This window comes from Pseudomonas laurylsulfativorans, assembly GCF_002906155.1.
Classification (GTDB): Bacteria; Pseudomonadota; Gammaproteobacteria; order Pseudomonadales; family Pseudomonadaceae; genus Aquipseudomonas; species Aquipseudomonas laurylsulfativorans.
On record NZ_MUJK01000007.1, the window covers coordinates 114,569 to 140,541 of the forward strand.

Genomic DNA, 25,973 nt, shown 5'->3' on the forward strand with positions numbered 1-25,973 from the left:
GGCTAAACCAACAACTCCCCCGCCACCGCCGCACGTGTGGCTTTTCCGCAGAGCTGTTCCACCAGCGCCAGGGCAAACGCCAATGCGCCAGCCGAACCCTGGGCGGTGATGCAATTGCCGTCGACCACTACCGGTTGATCGACGAAGTTACAGCCCGACAGTTGATGGCTGGCCGAAGGCAGGCAGGTCATGCGCCGTTGACGCAATACGCCAAAGGCTTGCAGCGCCACGGCGGGCGCTTCGGCAATGCCGGCGTACAGGCGACCGGCCGCCGCCTGATCCTTGATCAATTGTTGCAGGGGTTGATGTGCTGCCAGGTGCTGCGAACCCACCGCACCACCGGGCAAGGCAATCAGGTCGAACGGTTGCGCCAGCAAGTCCACCAGCATCGCATCGGACGTCAGCCGAGTGCCGCGAGCGCAGGTGAGCATGCGCCGTCCTTCGATACTGGCCACCACCACTTCTATCTTGGCGCGGCGCAGTACGTCGATCAGGGTCACGGTTTGCAGGTCATCGGTGCCCTCGGCGAGGGCAATCAAGGCTCTAAAGGTCATCAGGATATGTCCAGAGAATGATCTTTTAAGCGTAGTCAGCTTTCCTGACCCTTGTTCAAGACCTGCGGCTACTGGATGTAAAGCTGCGTCGACATCGTATTGCCGGGGGCGTTGATCGAGGTATTGCTGAAAGTCAGCGTGCCTTCCTGCTTGCCCGCCAGATCAAGGGCATACAAATAGCCGACGGTTTTTTCCCCGGGGGTGCAACTGGTCAGGTTGCCGTTCTTGAACGCGCAGACCGGTGTACGGGTGCCGTTCACTTCAAAACCGTCCAGGGCGACATGGGCCTCGCGTCCATAACCCACCTCCAGCACGTACACCGTGATGTTCGGGCCACTGTGATCACAGCGCGTTCGGGTTTGCCCTTCGTCGATGTTCTCGACACCACAGGACGGCGACGCAACTTTGAGTACTTTCAATTGCGTCAGTGGCGGAGCCGATGCCGCCGTGGCCGTTTGTGCCCCGAGCAGCAGCGCCATCAATACGCCGAACACGCTAAACAGACGCCTTTTCATGCAAGACCCATCCACCCCAAAAAACCAGCGCGCAGTATGGCGCACTTGGCTTTGTCGCAAAACATCGACGACGATCACTGCCATAAGCAGCCATATTCCCAAGCTACTGGTATGATGCGCGGCTTTTTCCGGCCCACAGTAATTTCCAGGCGCGTTCTGCTGCCTGTGCTTTGCTGTTGAGGTCGATACATTCACGGCGCCCGGCGCGCCACGGGGAGCAGACATGCTGGAAAGGCTGTTTCAACTCAAGGCACACAACACCAACGTGCGGACCGAGATTCTGGCGGGCGTCACGACCTTTTTGGCCATGGCCTACATTCTGTTCGTCAACCCGAGCATCCTCGGCGAGACCGGCATGGACAAGGGCGCAGTGTTTGTCGCCACCTGCCTGGCTGCCGCCATCGGCTCCACGGTCATGGGCCTGATCGCCAACTACCCGATCGCCCTCGCACCGGGCATGGGCTTGAACGCCTTCTTTACCTACACCGTGGTCCTGCACATGGGCCATACCTGGCAAGTGGCGCTGGGCGCGGTGTTCATCTCGGCGGTGTGTTTCTTCCTGCTGTCGATCTTCCGTATCCGTGAATGGATCATCAACAGCATCCCGCTGCCGCTGCGCTCGGCGATTGCCGCCGGCATCGGCCTGTTCCTGGCGCTGATCGCCCTGCACAACGCCGGTATCGTGGTCAGCAACCAAGCGACCATGGTCGGCCTCGGCGACCTGAAACAACCGGCCCCGATCCTGGCCACCCTTGGCTTTGCCTTGATCGTCGCGCTTGAAGCCCTGGCCGTGCGCGGTGCGGTGCTGATCGGCATTCTGGTGGTGACCATCGTTTCGATCGTCATGGGTTTCACCCCGTTCGGTGGCGTGATGTCGATGCCTCCGTCGCTGGCGCCGACCTTCCTGCAACTGGATATCAAAGGTGCACTGGACATCGGTCTGGTCAGCGTGATCTTCGCCTTCCTGTTCGTCGACCTGTTCGATAACTCCGGCACCCTGATCGGCGTCGCCAAGCGCGCCGGGCTGATGGGCAAGGACGGTCACATGCCGAAAATGGGCCGCGCCCTGATCGCCGACAGCACCGCCGCCATGGCCGGTTCCCTGCTGGGCACCTCGACCACCACCAGCTACATCGAGTCCGCCGCCGGCGTCAGTGCCGGTGGCCGCACCGGCCTGACCGCCGTCGTAGTGGCGATCCTGTTCCTGCTCGCGCTGTTCTTCTCGCCCCTGGCCGCCAGCGTTCCTGCCTTCGCCACCGCGCCGGCCCTGCTGTTCGTCGCCGTACTGATGACATCCGGCCTGGCCGAAATAGACTGGGACGACATTACCGTCGCCGCGCCGGTGGTAATCACCGCGCTGGCAATGCCGTTCACTTACTCCATCGCCAATGGCATCGCCTTCGGTTTCATTGCCTGGACCGCCATCAAGCTGATGTCCGGTCGTGGCCGTGAGCTGAACCCGGCGCTGGTGATCCTGTCGATTCTGTTCGTGATCAAGCTGGGTTGGTTCAACGCATGACTTTTGATTCCCAGGCCTATGCCGTTCAGCTCGAAGAAAAGGTCACGCGTTTGCGTGACCTGCTGGCCCCGTTCGATGCACCGGAGCCAGCCGTTTTCGATTCGCCGCTGAAAAACTTCCGCCTGCGCGCCGAGTTCCGCCTGTGGCGCGAGGCCGGTGAGCGTCACTACGCGATGTTTTCCCAGGAAGACAAACGCACGCCAATCCTGATCGAAGAGTTCCCGATCGCCAGCTTGCGCATCAACCAATTGATGCCGCAGCTCAAGGCAGCCTGGCAAGCCAGCGCCCCCCTGAGCCACAAGCTGTTCCAGGTGGAGTTCCTGACCACCCTGGCCGGCGACGCGATGATCACCCTGTGCTATCACCGCCCGCTGGACGAGCACTGGCATGCGGCAGCGTCGAAACTGGCGACGGACCTGAACGTCAGCATCATCGGCCGCTCCAAGGGCAAACGCGAAGTCATCGGTCACGATTACGTGGTCGAGAAGCTGGAAGTCGGCGGCCGCACCTTCAGCTATCGCCAGCCCGAAGGCGCGTTCACCCAGCCCAACGGCACGGTGAACCAGAAGATGCTCAACTGGGCATACGATGCGCTTGGCGATCGCTCTGATGATTTGCTGGAGCTGTATTGCGGCAACGGCAACTTCACCCTGCCGCTCGCCACCCGCGTGCGTAAAGTGCTGGCCACCGAAATCAGCAAGACATCGGTCAACGCAGCCTTGAGCAATCTCAGCGAAAACGCAGTGGATAACGTCACCCTGGTGCGTTTGTCCGCCGAAGAACTGACCGAAGCCCTGAACGAAGTGCGTCCGTTCCGGCGCTTGCACGGCATCGATCTCAAGAGCTACGAGTTCGGCAGCGTGTTCGTCGACCCGCCCCGCGCCGGCATGGACCCGGACACCTGCGAGCTGACCCGGCGCTTCGACAACATCCTGTACATCTCCTGCAATCCGGAGACCCTGGCAGCCAACATCGCCCAACTGCACGACACCCACCGCATCACCCGATGCGCGATGTTCGACCAGTTCCCGTGGACCCATCACATGGAATCCGGGGTGATGCTGACCCGGCGTTGATGGCGCCTGCCAGGCACAAAAAAGCCGTCTTCACGACGGCTTTTTTGTGGGTACCGGCAAGACAACATCGACCTTGCGCGGGCGCCCGCCTTTCTTGCCATTGACCCGCGCGGCTTCAGACTTTGCGGCACTGCTCTGGCGACCATTGCGCGAAGCGACGAGCGAGGCCGCCATGGCCATCAGCGGCTTGCTCGCAGAAATCATCCCGGCGATAGATACATGCAGGTCCTTGCCTTCATGGCACAGGGCAGTACCCGCGAAGCCTACAGTCAGACTGGCGAAGTCCCCGCCCTCAAAATCATAGCACTCCACGTACCCGCCTCCACATGCGCATGTGGCGGACAATGCTCGTCTCGCAACATGATCACTACCGACAGTCCTTTGTCATTGCATACCTTCATGCCAACCCATCCGTTAGGTTAATGAATCCGGGGATTCGAAGTCCTTTGGAGAATCCGACCGCTGGCATTGGCAGTCGAATCATTTCTTCCGTTCTCAGGCTAGCGTCCTGGCGTTATCCGGCCCTGCGGAACACCGCGCGCAATGGCAAGAAATCCTTTCATTACCGCGCTGGCACCTGATAAATACTGATCCAGCTCCTTCATCTGATCCCCGGTGTCATCAATCATGCAGCGACAATTCGACGATCTTCAGTTGGGCAGCATTGAGCTGTTTTGCCTGGCGGCCGAGTCCGGTAGCTTCACCGCTGCCGCACTGGTGGCTGGGGTAACGCCGGCAGCAGTGAGCCGTTCGGTGTCGCGCATGGAAGAACGCCTGGGCGTGCGTCTGTTTGCGCGCACCACGCGCAGTGTGAAGCTGACCGACAGTGGTCGCCGCTACTACGAAGAATGTCGCCAGGCCCTGGCACAACTGGTCGAAGCCCAGCGCGAGGTCATGGGCCAGCAGCAAGTGCCGTCCGGTACCTTGCGCATCAGTATTCCGACCACCTACGCGCATCATCGAATCCTGCCCCTGTTGCCCGAATTTCGGGCGCGTTTTCCGGCGGTGAAGGTCGAGTCGCATATCAGCAATCGCAACATCGATTTCGTCGGCGAAGGCTACGACATGGCGATTCGGGTGCGAGCCATCCCGGATTCCGGCCTGATCGCCCGACAATTGGAGGATGCAGCTCTGGTGATGATCGCCAGCCCTGACTACCTGAAACGGGCCGGCACTCCGCAGACCCTCGACGACCTCGAACACCACGAATGCATTCAGTACGAACTGCCCAGCAGCGGCCGGCGCATTGCCTGGTTGTTCAACGATGAAGGCGCGCCCCGCGAGATTCTGGCCGAGGGTAACCTCAGTTGTTCCGATGATGTACTGGGCGGAGTGACGCTGGCCAAACACGGGGCGGGGTTGTTTCAGACCTATCGTTTTATCGTTGAAAAGGAACTGGCCGACGGCTCGCTCGTGGAAGTGCTCAAGCCCTATGGCGGACGCTCGCGGCCATTCACGCTGCTATACCCGCAAAGTCGCCACATACCGTTGCGCCTGAGGGCGTTCATCGATTTTCTGGTGGAGCATTTGCCGCGCTGACCAGCGAAAGTGTCCGATCACCGCCCACAAACCGCCAGCGTGTCTGCACTTCAATTGACCGAATTAACCAGTTAGTACAATTTATCTCCACAGGCCGAAAACCTCGGCCGATTCCAAAAATAATAAGTGGAGAGATTCCAATGTCCCCTATCGTTCTGGTGCTCAACGGCCCGAACCTGAACCTGCTCGGCACTCGTGAACCAGCGACTTACGGCCACGAAACCCTGGCAGACATTTCGGCCCTGTGCGCACGTGCCGCCGAAGAGTTCGGCCTGGCAGTGGAGTTTCGCCAGACCAACCATGAAGGCGAACTGCTCGACTGGATTCACGCCGCCCGTGGCCGCTGTGCAGGGATCTTGATCAACCCGGCTGCGTGGACCCACACCTCTGTCGCCATTCGCGATGCCCTGGTCGCCAGCGAACTGCCGGTGATCGAAGTCCACCTGTCCAACGTCCATGCCCGCGAGCCCTTCCGCCACCACTCGTTCGTTTCCGCCATCGCGACTGCCGTGATGGCCGGTTTCGGCAGTCATGGCTATCGCCTGGCACTGGAACACTTCAGCCAACGTTTGAAGGGGTGATCGCCGTGACTCAGAACCACGTGGTACTGGCCGGGCTGATCGGCGCCGGCATCCAGGCTTCCCGCACGCCGGCGCTGCACGAGCACGAAGGCGATGCCCAAGGGCTGCGCTACCTGTATCGCCTGATTGATCTTGATCAGTTGAAACTCGACAGCAATGCCCTGCCCGACCTGTTGATGGCTGCCGAGCGCATGCACTTCACCGGGCTGAACGTCACGTTTCCATGCAAGCAGGCGATCATCCCGTTGCTCGACGAACTCTCACCGGAGGCCCGCGGTATCGGCGCGGTCAACACGGTGGTGCTCAAGGATGGCAAACGCATCGGCCACAACACCGATTGCCTGGGCTTTGCCGAGGGTTTTCGCCGGGGTTTGAAGGGCGTTGCCGTTGAGCGCGTCGTACAGATGGGCGCTGGCGGCGCAGGTGCGGCGGTGGCCCACGCGTTGTTGAGCGAAGGCGTACAACAGTTGAGCATTTTCGATGTGGACATCCGCCGCGCCCAGGATCTGGCCGACAACCTCAATCAGCATTTCGATGCCGGTCGTGCGGTGGCCGGGTATGACCTGCCCAGTGCCATGGCCCAGGCTGACGGCCTGGTGAACACCACACCGATGGGCATGAAAAAACTGCCGGGCATGCCAGTGCCGGTCGAGTTGCTGCGGGCCCAATTGTGGGTGGCGGAGATCGTTTACTTCCCGCTGGAAACCGAACTGCTGCGCAACGCCCGCGCCCTCGGCTGCCGGACGCTGGACGGCGGCAACATGGCGGTGTTTCAGGCGGTGAAGGCGTTCGAGTTGTTCAGCGGCGTGGTGCCGGATGCCCAGCGGATGCTTGAGCATTTCCAGAGCATGAATGACTGAATCGGCAAATTTGCCGATTCGTAGGAGCCGGCTTGCTGGCGAAACAGGCGATGCGGTGTATCAGGCAGGCCGCCATCGCTGGCAAGCCAGCTCCTACAAGGTGTTTGTATCAGGCCTGCAGGTAACGCAACACCGACTCGCAAATCATCTCGCGATGACGCTGCTTTATGCGCTCGTCCGGCAGGTCGATCTGAAAAATCTCACCAAATGTGTGGCGGTTCGAGACGCGATAGAAGCAGAACGAACTGATCAACAGATGCACATCCAGCGGATCAAGACCGGTACGGAACAGCCCCTGCTCGGCGCCGCGACGCAGAATCTCGCCCAGTGAATCGAGGATAGTGTTGTTCATCGCCTTGATCGCATCGGAACGCTTCACGTACTCGGCGTTGTGAATGTTCTCGATACTGACGATGCGCACGAAATCGACGTTGCGATCATGGTGATCGAAGGTGAACTCCACCAGGCGCCGAATGGCTTCGACTGGCGCCAGCTCTGCCAGGTGCAGGCGATTTTCGGTATTGCGGATATCGCCGTAGAGTTTTTCCAGCACCTCGACGTAGAGCTGCTCCTTACTGCCGAAGTAGTAATAGATCATGCGCTTTGAGGTGTGGATGCGCTCGGCGATGGCATCGACACGAGCACCGGAAAGCCCCTGCTGGACGAATTCGACAATCGCCTCCTGCAGGATGTTCTCGCGGGTCTTTTCCGGGTTGTTCTTGCGACTCTTACGCGGCTCGACACTAGGTTCTACGGAGGCTGCGGGGAGTTCTGAGGTCATTGTCATTGCGGGCTCACGGCCATCACTGCACAGGCTGGCGATTATGGGCCGCGCGACACGGTGAGGGAACCCGCGCGACCCACGTTTAATCCCGCGTTTACGAATTTCCTACAACTTCGCCTGACGCAAAGCGCCGCTGCGGGATTTGGCCATGGCCGCCAGACGCACCGCGACGTTGGCCGCGCCATAGCCGGCATAACCGTTTTTACGCTGGATGATCTCGAAGAAGAATCGCCCCTCGAACGGTTCGGTGTACACATGAAACAGCTCACCGCCCTGGGCGTCGCGGTCGTACAACACGTTGTAGTAGGCCAGTTCGCTGAGGAACTCGTCGTCAAAGTCGAACCGCGCCGCCAGGTCATCATAGTAGTTGAGCGGGATATCCAGCAGCGGTACACCTGCCTCTTTCGCACGGCTGACCTGGGCAAAGATGTCATCGCAATCAAACGCGATGTGATGCACACCGGAGCCGCGATAACTCGACAGCGCGTGTGAAATCGCGGTGTTGCGGTTCTCGGAAATGTTCAGCGGCAGGCGGATCGAACTGTCGCGGCTGCGCAAGGCGCGGCTCTTCACCAGACCATAAGGATCCGGCAGCACGACTTCATCGTCCGCCTCGAAATCCAGCAGGCTCTTATAGAACAGCACCCAGCTGTCGAGGCTGTCGGCCGGCAGCGCCATGGCCATGTGGTCGATGCGCTTGAGGCCACCACTGACTGGCGCATCCGCCAGCAGATTGAAGTCGGTGCCGTAGACGTCGGCATCCTGGTCCACCAGATAAATCAGGCTGCCATCCGGCGCACGCACGGCGGCGAGTTCCAATTCATTGGGGCCCACCAGCCCGCGATAGGGCTGGCCCTTGTAGGCCACGGCACGGGCCAATGCGCTCGCGCTGTCCTTGACCCGCACGGCGGTGGCGCACAACGAAGGGCCGTGGGCTTCGAAAAAGCTGTGGCCGAAGGAGTAAGGCTCTGAGTTGAGGATCAGGTTGATGTCACCCTGGCGCAGCAGGCTGACGCTCTTGGACCGATGCTGCCCGGCCTTGACGAAGCCCAGCCGCTCCAGCCAGTGGGAGAGCTTGGCGCCGAGGCTCTCGTCCACGGCGAATTCGAGAAACTCGATGCCGTTGTACTCGCTGGCCTTGGGGGTTTCGAACAGAATCTCAGGGTTGGCCGCAGGCTTGGCTTCCTGGGCCAGACGCTCGCGGGTTTTCTCCTCCAGGTACAACAACGAACGCAAACCATCGGCGGCGTTGGCCCGTGGCGGCGCGGCGCGGAAGCCGTCGTTGAAGATCTCCAGCGACAATGGCCCGGTGTACCCGCTCTTGATGATCGGCGCGAGGAACCCCGGCAAATCGAATTCGCCTTGCCCAGGGAAGCAGCGAAAATGCCGGCTCCACTCCAGCACGTCCATGGCCAGGATCGGCGCGTCGGCCATTTGCACGAAGAAAATCTTGTCCCCGGGAATCTCGGCGATAGCACTCGGGTCGCCCTTGAGCGACAAGGTGTGAAAGCTGTCCAGCAGCACGCCCAGGCTTGGGTGATCGGCCTGACGCACGATGTTCCACACCTGTTGATAAGTGTTCACATGCCGGCCCCAGGCCAGCGCTTCGTAACCGACGCGCAGGCCGCGTGCCCCGGCGTGCTCAGCCAGCAGGCGCAGATCGTCGACCAGAATCTGTTCATCACCGATGGACTCGGCCGAGGCGTTGCTGCACACCAGCACCAGGTCAGTGCCCAGTTCCTGCATCAGGTCGAACTTGCGCTCGGCGCGTTCCAGGTTGCGCGACAGGCGATCGCGACGGCAGCCTTCGAAATCGCGGAAGGGTTGAAACAGGGTGATGGCGATCCCGAGATCGGCGCACATCTGTTTAATTTCCCGTGGACTGCCGTCGTAGTAGAGAAGATCGTTCTCGAAAATCTCGACGCCGTCGAAACCGGCGGCGGCAATGGCTTCGAGTTTTTCCGGCAGGGTACCGCTCAAGGATACGGTGGCAATGGAACGCTGCATATTTCGACTCCCGGTGGTGGAGGCAATCTTGTTAGGGACATCGCACGCTTTTTGTAGGAGCCCGGCGTGCCGGCGATGGCGACTTCGCGGACGCCATCGCCGGCACGCCGGGCTCCTACAGGGATCGCGTTTAGCTTTGAGTGAATTATTGGCTGCGCGATCCCGCACAGCAATTTAAAGTGTACTACCCAGTTAGTTTTGCGTGCGATTATCGAACACAATGGCCGATAGCGAATTGACGATTTTTTGTTCACTGCGCAACATCAACACCACATTGGGTCCGGTCTTGAAATCGTCGGCCCCGGTTAAGAAGACCCAGAACACCACATAAAAATTTCAAAAAACGGGTATACGCTCATGCGCTCATTCAACGCCCTGCTCGCTCGCTCCACCGTCATTACGCCTTGCCTGGCGTCCATCCGAACCTCGCGCACCGCTGGCACAACCGTGCCGCTCGCTGAATAACCCGTCAGCCGACGAACACAGCCGATCAGCCCTTTCGCGCACGCCGCGACAGACCGATTGATCACGCGCCCTTGAAATCACGACGAGCCCCGCTTGTCAGTCATTGAACGGATGGCACACATGATTCCTTCCCAAAGCTCACGCATGGCTCCGGCCATGAACGCCACCGCTGGCGGCATCGGCGACAAGATTCGCGGCGCCATGGCAGTCGGCAAAACCCGTTGGGGCATGCTGGCGCTGGTGTTTTTCGCCACCACCCTTAACTACATCGACCGCGCCGCCCTGGGCGTGATGCAGCCCATCCTGGCCAAGGAAATGAGCTGGACGGCGATGGACTACGCCAACATCAACTTCTGGTTCCAGGTCGGCTACGCCATCGGTTTCGTATTGCAGGGCCGGTTGATCGACCGGGTCGGCGTCAAGCGCGTGTTCTTCTGCGCCGTGCTGCTCTGGAGCCTGGCGACCGGCGCCCATGGCCTGGCCACTTCGGCGGTTGGCTTCATGGTCTGCCGCTTCATCCTCGGCCTGACCGAAGCCGCCAACTACCCGGCCTGCGTGAAAACCACGCGCCTGTGGTTCCCGGCCGGCGAGCGCGCCGTAGCCACCGGTATCTTTAACGCCGGCACCAACGTCGGTGCGATGTTCACCCCGATGCTGCTGCCACTGATCTTGCACGTCTGGGGCTGGCAGGCCGCGTTCCTGTGCATGTCGGCACTGGGCGCGATCTGGCTGCTGTTCTGGGGCCTGAAGTACTTCAACCCGGAAGACCACCCGAGCGTCAAACAGTCGGAACTGGACTACATCCAGAACGAAGTCGAACCGGAACAAACCCGCGTACCCTTCTCGAAAATCCTGCGCATGCGCGGCACCTGGGCCTTCGCCCTCGCCTACTCGATCACCGCGCCGGTGTTCTGGTTCTACCTGTATTGGCTGCCGCCGTTCCTCAACCAGCAATACAACCTGGGCATCAACGTCACCCAGATGGGTATCCCGTTGATCATCATCTACCTCACTGCCGACTTCGGTAGCGTTGGCGGCGGCATCCTCTCCTCGTTCCTGATCGGTCGCGGCGTCAACCCGATCAAGGCGCGACTGATGTCCATGTTCCTGTTCGCCTGCTGCATCATCGGCGTGATCATGGCGGCCGGCTCCAGCAACCTGTGGGTCGCGGTGTTCGCCATCTCCCTGGCCATCGGCGCACACCAGGCCTGGACCGCGAACATCTGGAGCCTGGTGATGGACTACACGCCCAAGCACATGATGAGCACGGTGTTCGGCTTCGGCGGCATGTGTGCGGCGATTGGCGGGATGTTCATGACCCAGTTGGTCGGCCACATCCTGACCGTCACCAACAACAATTACACGGTGCTGTTCACCCTGATTCCGGCGATGTACTTCATCGCGCTGACCTGGATGTACTTCATGGCACCGCGCAAGATTCCGCAAATAGCAGACTGATGTTCCCTCGGCGCAGGCCCGATCCCGGGCCTGCGCTTTTTTTTTTGGTTCCTTCACTGGCTTGGCGGCCACTTCCTTTTCGACTCGGACGCGGTCTCCTGTAGGGGCTGGCTTGTCAGCGATAGTCGTTAACGATGACGCGTGTGAACTGGATAAACGCGGCGCACTTGAGTCCATCGCCAGCAAGCTGGCTCCTACAGTTTGACGTTCACATCATTTCGACTCGGACGCGGTCTCCTGTAGGGGCTGGCTTGTCAGCGATAGTCGTTAACGATAACGCGTGTGAACTGGATAAACGCGGCGCACTGGAGTCCATCGCCAGCAAGCTGGCTCCTACAGTTTGACGTTCACATCATTTCGACCAGGACGCGGTCCCTTGTAGGAGCTGGCTTGCCAGCGATAGTCGTTAACGATAACGCGTATGAACCGGATAAACGCGGCGCACTGGAGTCCATCGCCAGCAAGCTGGCTCCTACAGTTTGACGCTCACACCATTTCGACCAGGACGCGGTCCCTTGTAGGAGCTGGCTTGCCAGCGATAGTCGTTAACGATAACGCGTGTGGACTGGATAAACGCGGCGCACTGGAGTCCATCGCCAGCAAGCCGGCTCCTACAGTTTGACGTTCACATCATTTCGACCAGGACGCGGTCTCCTGTAGGAGCTGGCTTGCCAGCGATGGTCGTTAACGATGACGCGTATGAACCGGATAAACGCGGCGCACTGGAGTCCATCGCCAGCAAGCCGGTTCCTACAGTTTGGCGTTCACACCATTTCGATCAGGACGCGGTCCCTTGTAGGAGCTGGCTTGCCAGCGATGGTCGTTAACGATGACGCGTATGAACCGGATAAACGCGGCGCACTGGAGTCCATCGCCAGCAAGCTGGCTCCTACAATTTCCCAGGACTTCCTGATGAACCTTTGCGGCTTTGCTGCCAGGCCGCGGCCAATCCGCTACAGCAGATCACGGCAATGCCGACGACGGTGGTCAGTGTCGGCGTATGGGAAAACAGCAGCCAGCCAAGCAGACCGGCGAAGATAATCTGGCAATAGCTGAACGGTGCCAGCAGTGCCGGTGCCGCGAGGCGGAAAGCCTGGGTCAGGAACAGGTGAGCCGTCATCCCGCAGGCCCCCAGCGCCAGCATCATCGCGCCATGCACCAGGTTCGGCGTCTGCCAGAAGAACGGCACCAGCGCACTCATCACCAGCGTATTGCACAAGCCTGCGAAGAAGTTGCTGGTGGTCGGGCTGTCGATCTCGCTGAGCTTGCGCGTCAGCAGTTGATAGAAGCAGAAAAACAGTGCCGAGCAAAACGGCAGCAACACCGCCGGGGTAAACAGGTCTCCCCCGGGGTGAACGATGATCAGCACCCCGACAAAACCACAAATCACCGCCAGCCACTGCCCCCGTGTCACGCGCTCGCCAAGCAGCGGCACCGACAGCGCGGTGACCAGTACCGGTGCGAGGAAGTTGACCGACGTGGCCTCGGCCAGCGGGATGTACATCAACCCCGTGGTGAAAAACAGACTGGTGCCCAGCAGGCACAGCGCCCGGATCAGCTGCAGTAACGGCCGTTTAGTACGCAGCACCCCCAGCCCGGATTGCGGCAGGAAAATCCCGGCCATCAGCAAGGTGTGAACCACGTAACGCGCCCAGACCACCATGACAATGGGATAGAAACCGGAAAGGTATTTGGAAAAGGCGTCGTGACTGGAAAACAGGAAGGTTGCGACAACGATCAGCAGGATCCCTTTGAAGGGCTGATTGACGCCGGAAAGCGGGGTGCTGACGGTCATTGGGTTTCCTTACTTGAAGTCAAAAGCATCACATGTAGGAGCGAGCTTGCTCGCGATGGTCGTCAACGATGATGATGTCCGCCTGGACAAACACGGCGCCCTCACGTCCATCGCGAGCAAGTTCGCTCCTACAAGCGATAGGTGCGCAGCACCGATTACAGCCGCGCCAACAATTCCATGGTTTTATCCAAAGCCATCTGCGCCCGATCCAATCCACTCACACCCTGCTCCAGCAACTGCACGGTGGGAATCTCCAGGCTCAACGGAATGTCAGCCGGCAAACCGCGCAACAACCCCGGCAGATCACAATCGCCATCGCCGGGAAAACGCCGCTCGTTACGCGCCTGACGCAAGATCTCCGCCATATCGGTAGGCCGTGGTCCTGCGACATCACACAACTGTGCATACCGTAACCGTGAAGGCGCAACCTTGGCCAGATCTTCCAGGCGCGAGCCCGAACGATCGAAGTGGAAAGCATCCACCAGCACGGCGCCGTTTCCACGTCCGGCGTTTTCCACGATACGCGTGGCTTGTTGGAGATTGCGCGCATCGGTCCAGGGCATGAACTCCAGATGCGGGTGCAGCCCAAAGACTGCCGCCAGATCACAGAGCTCGGCAAAATGCTCTGTCAGCCGCTGTTCGTCAGGATCGTTACCGGCCACCAACAATTCACTGGCGCCGAACTCGGCACCCACCGCCAGGATTTTCTCGAAATCGGCGACGACGGTTTCCGGCTTGAGCCGCAGGATCTCGACGTCCAGCACCCCAATACCGGTATCGCGCAGACGCGCCAGGGTCTGGCGCCGCAATTCGCGGTCGGCTACCAGGGCAAAATGGTGCTCTTCAGGGGTTGCCGGCACCAGACGCAAGCCGACATGGCTGTAACCGGCCCGCGCGGCGACCTCGACCATATCGGGCGGTGACAACTCCAGCACGGTCAGGCTGGCCAGGGAGAAGATACGCTCGCTCATGCTCAACCCTCGATCAAGGATGGCGCGCAGGCACGCCCGGTTTCGGCGGCTTCGCGAATGGCTTCGATCAGCGCCAACGTACGCGCGGCATCGGCGGCGCTCACCAGCGGCTCGACCTCCCGGCGTGCAACACGCACGAAGTGCTGCAACTGTAGACGCAGGGCTTCTTCGGTGCCGAAACGTTCCTGGGTTGCCAACAACGGTTGATGCCATCCACCATCCGCCTCCGTGTACTGCCAGCGTTTGAGTTGCGGAATGCTCAGCGCTCCGCCTGTTCCAGCCAGCAAATAGCACGGTTGCTCAGGGTGTTGCGGATACACCGGATTCTCCCCCGAATCCAGCTCCCAGCTCCAGGGTGCCGCCACCGCATCGGACCCGGTCAAACTGCCCAGCGCGCCGTTGTCGAACTGCAGCAACACCGCCGCGCAATCTTCGTTGGCAAACCCGCGCATGGCGTTGCTGGTAATGGCTTGAACCTGACGCACCTCGCCGCACAAATGCCGCAACAGATCGAGGTCGTGGATCAGGTTGGTCAACAACATCCCGGCACCGGCCTCGCGGCGCCAGGGTGTTTCAAAATAGCTGTCGGGCTTGCGCAACTGCCAGAGCGCCGTGACCGTGGTCAATCGACCCAATGCGCCGCTGTGGACAAGTTCGTGGGCGCGGACGATCAGCGGATTGTGGCGACGGTGATGTCCGACCAGTACCGGAACGCCGCTCGCCTTTGAGGCCGCCACCAGTTCCCTGGCTTCATCCAGGTGCACGCCCACCGGCTTCTCCAGCAGTACCGGCACGCCGGCCGCGAGGCAATCGAGGGCCGTGCTGACGTGCAGAGTGTTCGGATTGGCGACGATGACGGCGTCCGGCTTCGCCTGCTCCAACATCTGACGATGATCGGCGAAATGCGCCACACCCCATTCAGCCGCAAGACTGGCCGCCTGTGGCCCGGGATCGGCCACGGCGCACAAGGTCGCTTCGGTCATGGATTGCAGATGCTGATAATGCTGCTGGCCCATGCTGCCAGCACCGATCAATGCGATGCGAAGGGGCGAATTCAAGATGCGGTCCTCTTGTGAATGTTATTGGAGCGATGAATTCCAATAATTTAGAACCTGGTTCCAGATTCTTACACAGACCTATCCTGAAAGTGTTCGAACAGCGCACAGCTTCTCAAGCTGAACGCTGTTCAAAGTGTGGGAGCAACTGTCATCACCATGACACTCCGCCATCGCTGGCAAGCCAGCTCCTACAGGGGACTGCAGCGAGGCACAAATCCCGGGGTCGCCCGCTCCCACAAGGGATTTCGGCGCTTTTAGTTGAACAACTCCGACGCCAGACTTGCCGCCGACAACTCCTCGGTAAACGCCAACAACAACGGCGCCAGTTCATGCAACCTCGCCCCCGGCATCCGCGCGCTCGGCCCGGCGATGCTGAGCACGCCGATCACCCGCCCATCGGCGGGATGGCGCACCACCGCCGCAATCGCCGAAGTGCCGACCGCCGAGCTCTCCTCGACCCAGGCGTAGCCCTGCTCCCGCGCCAGACGCAGGCGTTCAAGCAATTCGATGTTCGAGCGCGGTGCGTTCGGTCCCACATGCTCCGGCACCTGCGCGCCCTGCCGTTCCACCAGCGACAAGGCTTCGGCATCGCTCATGCACGCCAGCCATGCATGCCCCGAGGCGGTATAAAACAAGGGCGCATCGCGGCCCATGTCCGGGTCGTAGCGCAGACCCGAGCGCGCGCCCTGGGACTTCGCGATCCAGGTCTGACGCTCGCCGTCGATCACACCCAGGCGTACCAGTTCGCCAGTTTCCTGAGCCAGGCGATCAAGCACCGGCTGCACGATATCGGCACCGCTGCTCGACAGGTAGCGGAAGCCCATCGCCACCAGTTTGGTCGAGAGGTGATAACGCAAATTCTCCGGATTCTGCCGCACGTAACCGAGGCGGATCAGCTCGGCCAGCAGGCGATGGGTCGCGCTCTTGGGGATATCCAGCTGCTCCGCCAGAGTCTGCATCGGCAGGCCACGGGGATCGCTGGTGAGGCTTTCGAGCACACTGAAAACACGTTCGATCTGACTGCCGGCCATGGTCGCTTCCACGCAAAATTTGCTCGATTCTAGAAGACATCTGATCGAATGCGAAATCTGGAACTGATCGTTCGATAACCGCCCGCTTTACGCCGTCCAGACTTGTCCGACCTCACCTGCCTCTTATATTTTCTGGAACCAGATTCCAAAACAATAAAACGCCGGAGTTCAAACAATGCCAGCCCAAGCGCACGTTCTTCCCGACATCGACTGCGATGTACTGATCGTTGGCTCCGGTGCGGCGGGACTGTCGGCAGCCGTGACCGCCGCGTGGCACGGACTGAAAGTCATAGTGGTGGAAAAGGACCCGGTGTTCGGCGGTGCCACGGCCTGGTCCGGTGGCTGGGCCTGGGTGCCGTGCAACCCGTTGGCCCGGCGCGCGGGCATCGTCGAAGACGTTGAACGGCCGCGCACTTATTTGGAACACGAACTGGGCGAGCGCTTTGATCCGGCGATGATCGACGCTTTCCTGGAGGCCGGCCCGCGGATGGTGTCGTTCTTCGAACAGTGCACCTCGCTGCAATTCGCCGACGGTAACGCCATTGCCGACATTCATGGCGACACTCCCGGGGCAGGCACCGGTGGACGCTCGGTGATTGCCGCCCCTTACGACGCACGAAAAGTCGGCAAGCTGCTCATGCGTCTGCGCAAAACCATGCGGGAAACTTCGTTCATGGGCATGCCGATCATGGCGGGGGCGGATCTCACGGCATTCCTCAACCTGACTCGTTCGCTGTCGGCGGCCTGGCACGTCACGCGGCGTTTCAGCCGTCACTTGTTCGACCTCGCCGTGCATGGCCGGGCGATGCAACTGGTCAACGGCGTGGCGTTGGTGGCACGCCTGGCAAAATCCGCCGACGACCTCGGCGTGCTGCTCTGGGAGTCTGCCCCCGTGACCCGCTTGCTGCGTGAGAACGATCAAGTGCGAGGTGCCGTGGTCAACACCGCCAAAGGCTCGGTGCGCATCCATGCACGCAAGGCCGTGGTGCTCGCCGCGGGTGGTTTCGCCAATGACATCGCGCGCCGCAAGGCACTGTTCCCCCGCACACCGACCGGGCATGAGCATCTGGCCTTGCCGCCCCTCGGCGTTTGCGGCGATGGTCTGCGCCTGGGCGAAAGTGCCGGTGCCAGGGTCAATACCGACATGGCGTCCGCCGTCGCCTGGGCGCCGGTATCCCAAGTGCCGCACAGCGACGGCAGCTCGGGACACTTCCCGCACATCATCGAGCGTGGCAAACCAGGCATCATCGGTGTGCTGAGCAACGGCCAGCGCTTCGTCAATGAAGCCAACGGCTACTACGACTACGTCACGGCCATGGTCGCCGCCGCCCCGCCGGGTGAAGAAGTAGCATCGTGGCTGATCTGCACCCATGGCTTTCAGCGTCGATATGGCCTGGGCATCTCTCGGCCATTTCCGGTGCCGCTGTCATCCTTCATCCGCAGCGGCTATCTGAAAACCGGCAATACCCTTGAGGAATTGGCGGCAGCCTGCGGCATCGATCCGGTTGGCTTGCGCACCACCCTATCGGACTACAACCACCACGCGCGCAACGGCGAGGATCCGCAGTTCGGTCGTGGTTCCACGCCCTACAACCGCAAGCAGGGTGACGCACTGCAACGACCCAACCCCTGCGTCGCGCCAATCGAACAAGGCCCGTTCTATGCCGTGAAAGTCCAGCCGGGCTGCTTCGGCACCTTCGCCGGGCTCAAGGTCAACCAACATGCCCAGGTCCTGGATGGCGCGGCGCAACCCATCGCTGGCCTGTACGCGGCGGGCGGCGACATGGCCAGCATCATGGGCGGCCACTACCCCGCTGGCGGCATCAATCTTGGCCCGGCGCTGACCTTCGGCTACATCGCCGCGCGCCATATCGCAGGCGTTACTGCTTATGAAAAGGAGATCGACCATGCAGCACATCGTTAACGCACAGGGTTTGAACATGCCGAAACTCGGCCTCGGTACCTGGCCAATGCTCGGCGAGGAATGTACCCGTGCCGTGGAGCAGGCGCTGGCCCTGGGTTACCGGCATATCGACACGGCAGCGGCCTACGACAACGAAGACGCTGTCGGACAGGCGCTGGCGAACAGTCCGACACCCCGTGAGCAGATCCATGTCACGACCAAAGTCTGGTGGGACCAACTGCACCCCGACGCCATGCGCCATTCCATGGACCGCAGCCTCAAAGCCCTGCGCAGCGAATACGTCGACCTGTTCATGCTCCATTGGCCAACCACCGATTGGGATTTGCCGCGCACCCTCGACACCCTGGTGTCATTCAAGGAACAAGGCCTGGCGCGCAACATTGGCGTGGCGAATTTTCCGCTGCCCTTGTTGCGCAAAGTCATTGCGGAACTGGGGACGCCGCTGTCGGCGATCCAGGTCGAGTACCACGTGCTGCTCGGACAAAACGCCCTGCTCGACTACGCCCGTCAACACGATATGGCGCTGACGGCCTACACGCCGCTGGCACGCAACAAGGTGTCGCAGATTCCAGCCATCCAGCAGATCGCCGCGAAACACGGCGTACTGCCGACCCAGGTGGCGCTCAAATGGCTGCTCGATCAACCCAACGTGGCCGCGATCCCAAAGGCCAGCAGCGAGTCCAATCAACTGGCCAACCTCGCGGCGCTGGATGTGCGACTGGATGACGAAGACCGTGCCTTGATCGCCAGCCTGTCCAAACGCGAGCGTCAGGTCAGCCCTGACTTTGCGCCGGTGTGGGATGCATTCGACGAGTAATTCGCAAGACCGGCGATCGTCCTCAGGATAAAAACCCATCGCCTGACGGAATTCGATGGGTTATCCGTGTTCAATACAAGCCTGAATAGTTTTTCGGCAGCCCTTCCCGGGCTGCCGGGAATCAACCTGTGCGCGAGAAAAAGACGGACGACCGGACTGGCGCCACTCCCACTTGGCAGCAACACTCATCGCACCGCTCTTTACCCGGAACAGAAGAGGATTCCCACATGCTATGGAAAAAAGGCCGACGCAGCGACAACGTGGTCGATGCACGTGGTGATGATGTTGGCGGCGGTGGCGGTGGTATGCGCTTCGGTGGTGGCAAGGGCCTGAGCCTGACGGCGATCCTTTTGATCGTCGGTATCGGCTGGATCACCGGCCAGGATCCGCTGCAAATCCTCGGACAACTGACCGGGCAAATGGGCCAACAGTCGGCGCCTGCTACCAACCAGAGTCGCCAGGCACCACCGGCCAATGATGAGAGCGCGGAGTTCGTGCGTTCGATCCTCGGCGACACCGAGGACACCTGGGGTACGATTTTCCAGCAGGCCGGCCGCCAATACAAAGACCCGACCCTGGTGCTGTTCAGCAACCGCGTGAATTCGGCCTGCGGTCTGGCCACCTCGGCAACTGGCCCCTTCTATTGCCCGGCCGACCAGAAAGTCTACCTGGACATGGCGTTCTTCCAAGAGATGTCCCAACGCTTTTCCGCTGCCGGCGACTTCGCCCAGGCCTACGTGATCGCTCACGAAGTCGGACACCATGTGCAGACCCTGCTCGGGGTTTCCGCGAAAATTCAGGCCGCGCGCCAACAAGGCCGGCAGATGGAAGGCGACGGCGGTTTGCTGGTTCGTCAGGAACTGCAAGCCGATTGCCTGGCCGGCGTCTGGGCCAACAATGCGCAGAAGCGCCTGAACTGGCTGGAACCGGGCGACATCGAAGAAGCACTGAATGCAGCGAACGCCATCGGCGACGATCGTTTGCAGCAACAGGGTCAGGGTCGCGTGGTCCCGGACTCATTCACACACGGTACGTCGGCGCAACGGGTGCGCTGGTTCAAAACCGGTTTCGCCCAAGGCCAGGTAAGCCAGTGCGATACCTTTGCGACGAAAAATCTGTAAATGAAGAAGTGGTTGTTGGTTGTTCTGTTTACTTGTGCAACGTCCCAGGCCGCCGAGCACGGGGTCAAGGAACTCAGTTCCGGGCGCCTGCTGTTGAAATCAGGTGAAATTGCGGTGGGCATCAGCCCCGCCCCGGAAAAAATCGAGCGAGTACTGATCCTCATCCATGGGCGCCTGCGCAATGCGCAAACTTATCTGCAAAGCGGCGAACACGCCGCCGAACTGGCCGGACAGAGCGCGACGACACTGGTGATTGCCCCGCAGTTCCTCAATGAAACCGATGTTGCGGTGCATCCGGTGGCCGACACGGTTTTGCGCTGGCAAGGCAATGAATGGATGGCCGGAGGCGAATCTACAGCACCGTTTCGGCTGAGTTCCTACGCCGCGCTCGACGAAATCATCGCCCGCCTGGGTGACCGCCAGCAGTTTCCGCAGGTGAAGCAAATCGTCATCGCCGGGCACTCCGGCGGCGCACAGATGGTTCAGCGCTATGCCGTGCTCGGCCACGCGCAGTCAGGCCTCGATGCGGCTGGCGTACAGGTGCGCTACGTGATCGCCAACCCGTCCTCCTACGCCTATTTCGATGAGCGTCGTCCCGTGGCGTTCAGCCACGCCGGGTGCCCGGATTTCAATCGCTGGAAGTACGGGTTGACGGATTTACCCGCCTACGCTGAAGGGCAAACCGCCACGCAGTTGCAGGAAAGTTACCTCAAGCGTGAAATCGTTTATCTACTGGGGCAGCAGGACATCGACCCAAACCATCCGGCGCTGGACAAGAGCTGTGAGGCCAGGGCGCAAGGGCCGTATCGATTGGCCCGCGGGCGTTTTTACTTTGATTACCTGAAACGGCTGCAACCCCAAGGCTTGAATCAGCAGCTGATTGAAGTGCCCGGGGTCGGGCATAACGGCGACGGGATGTTCACCTCGCCGGAGGGACAGAAGGCTTTGTTTGGGCCGTAGGTTTTGCGCTGTCTGATCTGACGCCATCGCGGGCAAGCCCGCTCCCACAGGGTTCTCGGCAGTACACAACGTTTGTGTTCACTGAAAATAACTGTAGGAGCTGGCTTGCCAGCGATGAGGCCATCAAGCCAACAGCATCTGCCGCAACTCGACACAATCGGCCGCATGCCAATCGGTCAGTTCCGGCCAAGGATTATCCGGCAGATTCACCAGCACGGTGCGTGCCCCCGCTGCCCGCCCGCAATCGAGATCGAAACGGTAGTCGCCAACCATCACCATCTCGCTCGCCGGCACCTTCCACGCCTCAGCCAGTTTCAGCAATCCGCCCGGATGCGGTTTGGGCGGTGCATCATCGCGGCCCAACACATCTTCCAGTGCAAAGCAGTCGGCCAGGCCAATGGCCTCCAGCGTGACATGCGCCAGCTCCCGCGCATTACGCGTCAGAATGCCCAGGCGATAACCGCGCCCGGCCAGCTCGCGCACCAGTTCCACCGCGCCCGGCGCCGGTTTCGACCCGAGGGCCAGGTCCCGCTCGTGCTCCAGCAACCACGCATGTTTGGCAGCGGCTTCATCGGCCGGCAGTGCGGCAAGATGATTCAGGATGTCGTGTTCGGCAGGGATCGCCAACGCCACGCGAATCGCCGCGAAGTCGTGCACGGCCACCGTCAGGGTGCCGTCCATGTCGAACACCCAGTGGCGCACTTCGGCCAGGCTCACGCCCAATCCTTGCGGTGACGGATCAAGCCTTCCTGGGTGACCGAGGCCACCAGTTGCCCGCCACGATTGAACACACTGCCCCGGGAGAATCCGCGGGAATTGCCGGCCCACGGGCTGTCCATCGCGTAGAGCAACCAGTCATCGGCACGCAGATCCTGATGGAACCACAGTGCGTGATCGAGGCTGGCCACCTGCATGTCCTTGTTCCACACCGTTTTGCCATGGGGCTGCATCGACGTGACCAGCAGGCCGAAATCCGAGGCATAGGCCAACAGATACTTGTGCAGTGCCGGCGAGTCAGCCAGGGCACCGTCGGCGCGGAACCAGACGTACTTGACCGGGTCGGACGGCAGCGGGTTGTAGGGATCTTTCTCGGTGATCGGACGGAATTCGATCGGTTTCGGGCACAGCAGCTTTTCGCGCATTTTCTCGGGAATCAGGTGCGCGCGTTGCTGGGTGATTTCCAGCTCCGAGGGCAGATTTTCCGGGCCGACCACGACCGGCATTTCGCTCTGATGCTGGAAGCCTTCCTCGTCGTACTGGAACGAGGCGCTGCACGTGAAGATCGGGTGACCCTTCTGGATCGCGGTGACCCGGCGCGTGCTGAAACTGCCCCCGTCACGTACCCGGTCAACCTGATACACCACCGGCAACCCGGCATCGCCCGGACGCAGGAAGTAGCCGTGCATCGAATGCACATGACGCGCCTCTTCAACCGTCTGACTGGCCGCCGACAGCGACTGACCGAGCACCTGGCCACCGAACAGCTGACGAAAGCCCAAGTCCTGGCTGCGGCCACGGAACAGGTTTTCTTCGATCGGTTCCAGGGTCAGCAGGTCGACCAGATCATCCAACACTTGGCTCATTCAGACTCTCCTCACACAACACATTGCCGTGCAGCCTTGGCTGCGACGGTCGATTCAGTTTCCCGCCAGGGCCATCATGGGGCCATTGTAAACGTCCGTGCCAGCTTATCCATGCAAGGTTTGCAGCCATTGTTCGCGGCTGATGCGATACAGAACATGCCGACGCAACGGATGTTTGGCTTCGAGTCGCGGGTGATCGAAGTCATCCGCCGGATCATGGTGCATGCCGATGGCCTGCATGACTTTCTCTGACGGCAGGTTGGTTTGCGCCGTGAAGGCCACGACCTCTTTCAGCGGCAAGCGGTCGAACCCGCAGCGCAGAGCGGTCCATGCCGCTTCACTGGCATAACCGAGGCCCCAATGCTCGCGGGCCAGGCGCCAGCCGATTTCCGTGGCGGGGGTGAAAGGCGCATCGAACCCGACCACGCCGAGCCCGGTAAAGCCGATGAACTGGCCAGTGTCTTTTCGCTGCAAGGCCCAGAGACCATAACCATGCTCGGCGAAATGACCACGGATTCGGCCGATCAATGATGCGCTTTCCAGCCGGCTCAACGGTGCCGGGAAGTAGCGCATCACCTGCGGATCGGCACACATCGCGGCAAAGTCCGACAAGTCCTCATCGCGCCATTGCCGCAACAGCAGTCGTGCACTTTCAAGCTCCAGTATTGGCTCCATCGTGCCCCGCCCCTCCATTTCAATGTCGCCAGTCTACAACGCTGGTAGGATCCGTCTCTCATTCCCGTCTGAAATCATCATGCCGCTGCCGCTGATTTATCACGAAGACTACAGTCCCGAGTTTCCGGCGGATCACCGCTTCCCGATGGACAAGTTCCGCTTGTTGCGTGACCACCTGGTGGACAGCGGCCTGACCCGCGACGCCGACTTGCTGCGTCCGCAGCTGTGCCCCGCGGACATTCTCGCCCTCGCCCATGACCCTTCGTATATCGAACGCTACATGAGTGGCGAATTGTCCCGCGAAGACCAGCGCCGCCTCGGCCTGCCTTGGAGCGAAGCCCTGGCCCGGCGTACGGTGCGGGCGGTCGGCGGCTCGTTGCTGGCGGCCGAACAGGCGCTGGAGCATGGTCTGGCCTGTCACTTGGCTGGCGGTACCCATCATGCGCACTACGACTACCCGGCCGGGTTCTGTATCTTCAATGACCTGGCGGTGATCAGCCATTACCTGCTGGAAAGCGGCCGGGTGAACCGGGTGCTGATCTTCGATTGCGACGTGCATCAGGGCGACGGGACTGCACGAATTCTGCACAACACCCCGGAAGCAGTGACCGTTTCCCTGCACTGCGAAAAGAATTTTCCCGCACGCAAGGCCGAAAGCGACTGGGACATCCCGCTGCCAAACGGCATGGGCGATGCCGATTACCTGAAGGTGGTGGACGATGCGCTCAACTACCTGCTGCCGCTCTACCAACCGGACCTGGTGTTGTATGACGCCGGGGTCGATGTGCATAAGGACGACGCCCTGGGTTATCTGAAGCTGACAGACGAAGGCGTCGCCGCCCGCGATGAAAGCGTGATGCGCCATTGCCTGGGCCGCGACATTCCGGTGGTCGGGGTGATCGGCGGCGGCTACAGCAAGGACCGCCAGGCCCTGGCCCGCCGTCACGGCATCCTCCATCACAGCGCGCAGCGCGTCTGGCAGTCATCAGGTTGTCACTGAGCTGTGGATGCTTTACCCACAATGCCTGTGGAGCTGCCTGTGGATAACCTGAGTGAAAGGGACTACAGGCCACGCCGCATATAGGCTACAGAGTGGTGGTTGTTTTTTAACCAACCGTCGAATTCACCAACGATCCCTGTAGGAGCGAGCCCGCTCGCGAAAAACGCAACGTCGCCGCTGGGCACCTGGTTTCCCGCGTAATCGTTCAAGACCATCGCGAGCAGGCTCGCTCCTACAGGGGTCTGGGCTGGTAGAATGCCCGGCTTCATTCGCCAAAACCGCAGCGCTTCCCATGACCCGATCTTCGACCGCCTCCCCTTCCCACGTCGCCATCATCGGCGGCGGCCCTGCCGGTCTGATGGCGGCCGAAGTGTTGAGCCTGGCCGGGATCAAGGTCGACCTGTACGACGGCATGCCTTCGGTCGGACGAAAATTCCTCCTGGCCGGCGTTGGCGGCATGAATATCACCCACTCCGAAGCCTACCCGGCGTTTCTCTCGCGCTACGCCGAGCGCGCCCCGCAGATCGCCCCTCTGCTGCGCGGCTTCGGTGCAGAAGCGCTGTGCCAATGGATTCACGAGCTAGGCATCGATACCTTCGTCGGCAGTTCCGGCCGGGTGTTCCCCACCGACATGAAAGCCGCGCCGCTGCTACGCGCCTGGCTCAAGCGCCTGCGTGACAGCGGCGTAGTTATCCACACCCGCCACCGCTGGCTCGGCTGGGACGAGCGCGGCGGTTTGCGCATCGACAGCCCGGAAGGCGAGAAAACCGTTCAGGCCGACGCCACCCTGCTCGCCCTCGGTGGCGGCAGTTGGTCGCGCCTGGGCTCGGACGGTGCATGGATGCTGCCACTGGAGCAGCACGGCGTAGGACTGGCGCCGTTGCAACCGAGCAATTGCGGCTTCGAGGTGCAGGCCTGGAGCGAGTTGATGGTCAACAAATTCGCCGGCGCGCCGCTGAAAAACATCGCCATTGGCCTTAACGACGACGTTCCGCGACTCGGCGAATGTGTGATCACTGCTACCGGGATCGAGGGCAGTTTGATCTATGCCCTGTCGGCACCCATCCGCGAAGCAATCAACCGACACGGTTCGGCAACGATTCATCTGGACCTGCTGCCCGGCCGGCCTGTGGATAAAGTTCAGGCGGCGTTGAGCAAGCCCCGGGGATCGCGCTCCATGGCCAAGCACCTGCACAGCCAGTTGGGTATCGATGGGGTAAAAGCGGCGCTATTGCGTGAGCTGACCAGCGCCGACTGCTTTGCCGACATGGCCTTGCTGGCCCACGCGATCAAGGCATTGCCACTGACACTGGTGCAAACCCGTCCACTGGATGAGGCTATCAGCAGCGCTGGTGGTGTGTTGTTCGAAGCAATGGATGAGCGCTTGATGCTCAAGCAAATGCCTGGCGTGTTCTGCGCGGGAGAGATGCTGGACTGGGAAGCGCCGACCGGCGGCTATCTGCTCACCGCGTGTTTCGCCAGTGGGCGAGCGGCGGGGTTGGGGATGGTGGAATGGTTGAGGCGCCAGGTTTAAAGACCGAGGCGCGCCCTTCCCGAGCAGGCTCGCTTGTATGTTTAGACTTGAAGGGGTGGGTGGGACTAAAGCTCGTCATCTGACTCTGACCAGTACAGACCGTGGGAGACTTCGTCCCACCCCTTCACCTAATGCGCCGATAAGGA

General features: G+C 61.0%; 23 protein-coding genes and 2 pseudogenes. 12 read left to right on the forward strand and 13 right to left on the reverse strand.

The window, feature by feature from the left end; genetic code table 11:
* Positions 1-2: 2 nt before the first annotated feature.
* Positions 3-554 (reverse strand): DJ-1 family glyoxalase III, encoded by a 552-nt coding sequence (locus B0D71_RS21240; RefSeq protein WP_103396488.1) that lies wholly within the window; start codon positions 552-554, stop codon positions 3-5.
* Positions 555-622: 68 nt separating this feature from the next.
* The gene (locus B0D71_RS21245; protein WP_103396489.1) at positions 623-1,069 is read right to left on the reverse strand and encodes a DUF4879 domain-containing protein; all 447 of its coding nucleotides are present in this window, start codon (positions 1,067-1,069) and stop codon (positions 623-625) included.
* Positions 1,070-1,292: 223 nt separating this feature from the next.
* Here B0D71_RS21245 and B0D71_RS21250 point away from each other — a divergent pair, with 223 nt between their 5' ends.
* Both B0D71_RS21250 and trmA read left to right on the forward strand, forming a co-directional pair.
* Positions 1,293-2,588 (forward strand): NCS2 family permease, encoded by a 1,296-nt coding sequence (locus B0D71_RS21250; RefSeq protein ID WP_103396490.1) that lies wholly within the window; start codon positions 1,293-1,295, stop codon positions 2,586-2,588.
* Positions 2,585-3,664 carry a tRNA (uridine(54)-C5)-methyltransferase TrmA gene (gene trmA, locus B0D71_RS21255; protein ID WP_103396491.1) on the forward strand — a complete coding sequence of 360 codons (1,080 nt, stop codon included), beginning with the start codon at positions 2,585-2,587 and terminating at the stop codon, positions 3,662-3,664. Before B0D71_RS21250 ends, trmA begins: the two co-directional genes overlap by 4 nt.
* A 30-nt stretch (positions 3,665-3,694) precedes the next feature.
* Here the strand turns inward: trmA and B0D71_RS21260 are convergent.
* Together B0D71_RS21260 and B0D71_RS31910 are read right to left on the reverse strand one after the other, a co-directional pair.
* Positions 3,695-3,979: pseudogene (locus tag B0D71_RS21260) on the reverse strand (hypothetical protein); the annotation flags it as partial.
* Positions 3,967-4,065: pseudogene (locus tag B0D71_RS31910) on the reverse strand (DUF4160 domain-containing protein); the annotation flags it as partial. The pseudogenes B0D71_RS21260 and B0D71_RS31910, both read right to left, overlap by 13 nt.
* A 226-nt stretch (positions 4,066-4,291) precedes the next feature.
* Here B0D71_RS31910 and B0D71_RS21270 point away from each other — a divergent pair.
* The 3 genes from B0D71_RS21270 (at position 4,292) to B0D71_RS21280 (ending at position 6,644) form a co-directional block, all read left to right on the forward strand.
* Positions 4,292-5,203: a LysR family transcriptional regulator gene (locus B0D71_RS21270; RefSeq protein ID WP_103396492.1), complete on the forward strand. Its 912-nt coding sequence runs from the start codon at positions 4,292-4,294 to the stop codon at positions 5,201-5,203.
* Positions 5,204-5,343: 140 nt separating this feature from the next.
* Positions 5,344-5,784: a type II 3-dehydroquinate dehydratase gene (gene aroQ, locus B0D71_RS21275; protein WP_103396493.1), complete on the forward strand. Its 441-nt coding sequence runs from the start codon at positions 5,344-5,346 to the stop codon at positions 5,782-5,784.
* A 5-nt stretch (positions 5,785-5,789) separates the two neighbouring features.
* Positions 5,790-6,644, forward strand: a complete 855-nt coding sequence (locus tag B0D71_RS21280; protein WP_103396594.1) for a shikimate dehydrogenase — start codon at positions 5,790-5,792, stop codon at positions 6,642-6,644.
* Positions 6,645-6,753: 109 nt separating this feature from the next.
* Here the strand turns inward: B0D71_RS21280 and B0D71_RS21285 are convergent, their stop codons facing one another.
* Together B0D71_RS21285 and quiC are read right to left on the reverse strand one after the other, a co-directional pair.
* Positions 6,754-7,431 (reverse strand): TetR/AcrR family transcriptional regulator, encoded by a 678-nt coding sequence (locus B0D71_RS21285; RefSeq protein ID WP_103396494.1) that lies wholly within the window; start codon positions 7,429-7,431, stop codon positions 6,754-6,756.
* Positions 7,432-7,533: 102 nt separating this feature from the next.
* Positions 7,534-9,435 carry a 3-dehydroshikimate dehydratase QuiC gene (gene quiC, locus B0D71_RS21290; protein WP_103396495.1) on the reverse strand — a complete coding sequence of 634 codons (1,902 nt, stop codon included), beginning with the start codon at positions 9,433-9,435 and terminating at the stop codon, positions 7,534-7,536.
* A 585-nt stretch (positions 9,436-10,020) separates the two neighbouring features.
* Here quiC and B0D71_RS21295 point away from each other — a divergent pair.
* Positions 10,021-11,358: an MFS transporter gene (locus B0D71_RS21295; RefSeq protein WP_103396496.1), complete on the forward strand. Its 1,338-nt coding sequence runs from the start codon at positions 10,021-10,023 to the stop codon at positions 11,356-11,358.
* 889 nt (positions 11,359-12,247) lie between these two features.
* Here the strand turns inward: B0D71_RS21295 and B0D71_RS21305 are convergent.
* The 4 genes from B0D71_RS21305 to B0D71_RS21325 form a co-directional block, all read right to left on the reverse strand.
* Positions 12,248-13,153, reverse strand: coding sequence for a DMT family transporter (locus B0D71_RS21305; RefSeq protein ID WP_103396498.1), 906 nt, complete (start codon positions 13,151-13,153; stop codon positions 12,248-12,250).
* A gap of 155 nt (positions 13,154-13,308) precedes the next feature.
* Entirely contained in the window at positions 13,309-14,124 is an 816-nt protein-coding gene (locus B0D71_RS21315; protein WP_103396499.1) for a sugar phosphate isomerase/epimerase family protein, read from the reverse strand.
* A gap of 2 nt (positions 14,125-14,126) precedes the next feature.
* A complete protein-coding gene (locus B0D71_RS21320; RefSeq protein WP_103396500.1) occupies positions 14,127-15,182 on the reverse strand; it encodes a Gfo/Idh/MocA family protein in 1,056 nt (351 codons plus the stop codon).
* Between the two features lie 254 nt (positions 15,183-15,436).
* Positions 15,437-16,213, reverse strand: a complete 777-nt coding sequence (locus B0D71_RS21325) for an IclR family transcriptional regulator (RefSeq protein WP_103396501.1) — start codon at positions 16,211-16,213, stop codon at positions 15,437-15,439.
* 175 nt (positions 16,214-16,388) lie between these two features.
* On the opposite strand from B0D71_RS21325, the gene B0D71_RS21330 reads away from it, so the two are divergent.
* From B0D71_RS21330 to B0D71_RS21345, 4 genes are all read left to right on the forward strand, one after another.
* A complete protein-coding gene (locus B0D71_RS21330) occupies positions 16,389-18,137 on the forward strand; it encodes an FAD-dependent oxidoreductase (RefSeq protein ID WP_103396502.1) in 1,749 nt (582 codons plus the stop codon).
* The gene (locus tag B0D71_RS21335) at positions 18,121-18,954 is read left to right on the forward strand and encodes an aldo/keto reductase (protein WP_103396503.1); all 834 of its coding nucleotides are present in this window, start codon (positions 18,121-18,123) and stop codon (positions 18,952-18,954) included. Before B0D71_RS21330 ends, B0D71_RS21335 begins: the two co-directional genes overlap by 17 nt.
* A gap of 227 nt (positions 18,955-19,181) precedes the next feature.
* Entirely contained in the window at positions 19,182-20,075 is an 894-nt protein-coding gene (gene ypfJ, locus B0D71_RS21340; protein WP_103396504.1) for a KPN_02809 family neutral zinc metallopeptidase, read from the forward strand.
* The gene (locus B0D71_RS21345) at positions 20,076-21,035 is read left to right on the forward strand and encodes an alpha/beta fold hydrolase (protein WP_103396505.1); all 960 of its coding nucleotides are present in this window, start codon (positions 20,076-20,078) and stop codon (positions 21,033-21,035) included.
* Positions 21,036-21,158: 123 nt separating this feature from the next.
* On the opposite strand, the gene B0D71_RS21350 is transcribed toward B0D71_RS21345, so the two are convergent.
* The 3 genes from B0D71_RS21350 to B0D71_RS21360 form a co-directional block, all read right to left on the reverse strand.
* Positions 21,159-21,752 (reverse strand): HAD family hydrolase, encoded by a 594-nt coding sequence (locus B0D71_RS21350; RefSeq protein WP_103396506.1) that lies wholly within the window; start codon positions 21,750-21,752, stop codon positions 21,159-21,161.
* The gene (gene tesB, locus B0D71_RS21355; RefSeq protein WP_103396507.1) at positions 21,749-22,618 is read right to left on the reverse strand and encodes an acyl-CoA thioesterase II; all 870 of its coding nucleotides are present in this window, start codon (positions 22,616-22,618) and stop codon (positions 21,749-21,751) included. The genes B0D71_RS21350 and tesB overlap by 4 nt, the downstream gene beginning before the upstream one ends.
* A gap of 105 nt (positions 22,619-22,723) precedes the next feature.
* Positions 22,724-23,293 carry a GNAT family N-acetyltransferase gene (locus tag B0D71_RS21360; protein ID WP_103396508.1) on the reverse strand — a complete coding sequence of 190 codons (570 nt, stop codon included), beginning with the start codon at positions 23,291-23,293 and terminating at the stop codon, positions 22,724-22,726.
* Positions 23,294-23,372: 79 nt separating this feature from the next.
* On the opposite strand from B0D71_RS21360, the gene B0D71_RS21365 reads away from it, so the two are divergent.
* Together B0D71_RS21365 and B0D71_RS21375 are read left to right on the forward strand one after the other, a co-directional pair.
* Positions 23,373-24,293, forward strand: a complete 921-nt coding sequence (locus B0D71_RS21365; protein ID WP_103396509.1) for a histone deacetylase family protein — start codon at positions 23,373-23,375, stop codon at positions 24,291-24,293.
* A gap of 292 nt (positions 24,294-24,585) precedes the next feature.
* On the forward strand, positions 24,586-25,827 hold the full coding sequence (locus B0D71_RS21375) for a TIGR03862 family flavoprotein (RefSeq protein ID WP_103396511.1): 1,242 nt from the start codon (positions 24,586-24,588) through the stop codon (positions 25,825-25,827).
* Positions 25,828-25,973: the final 146 nt, after the last annotated feature.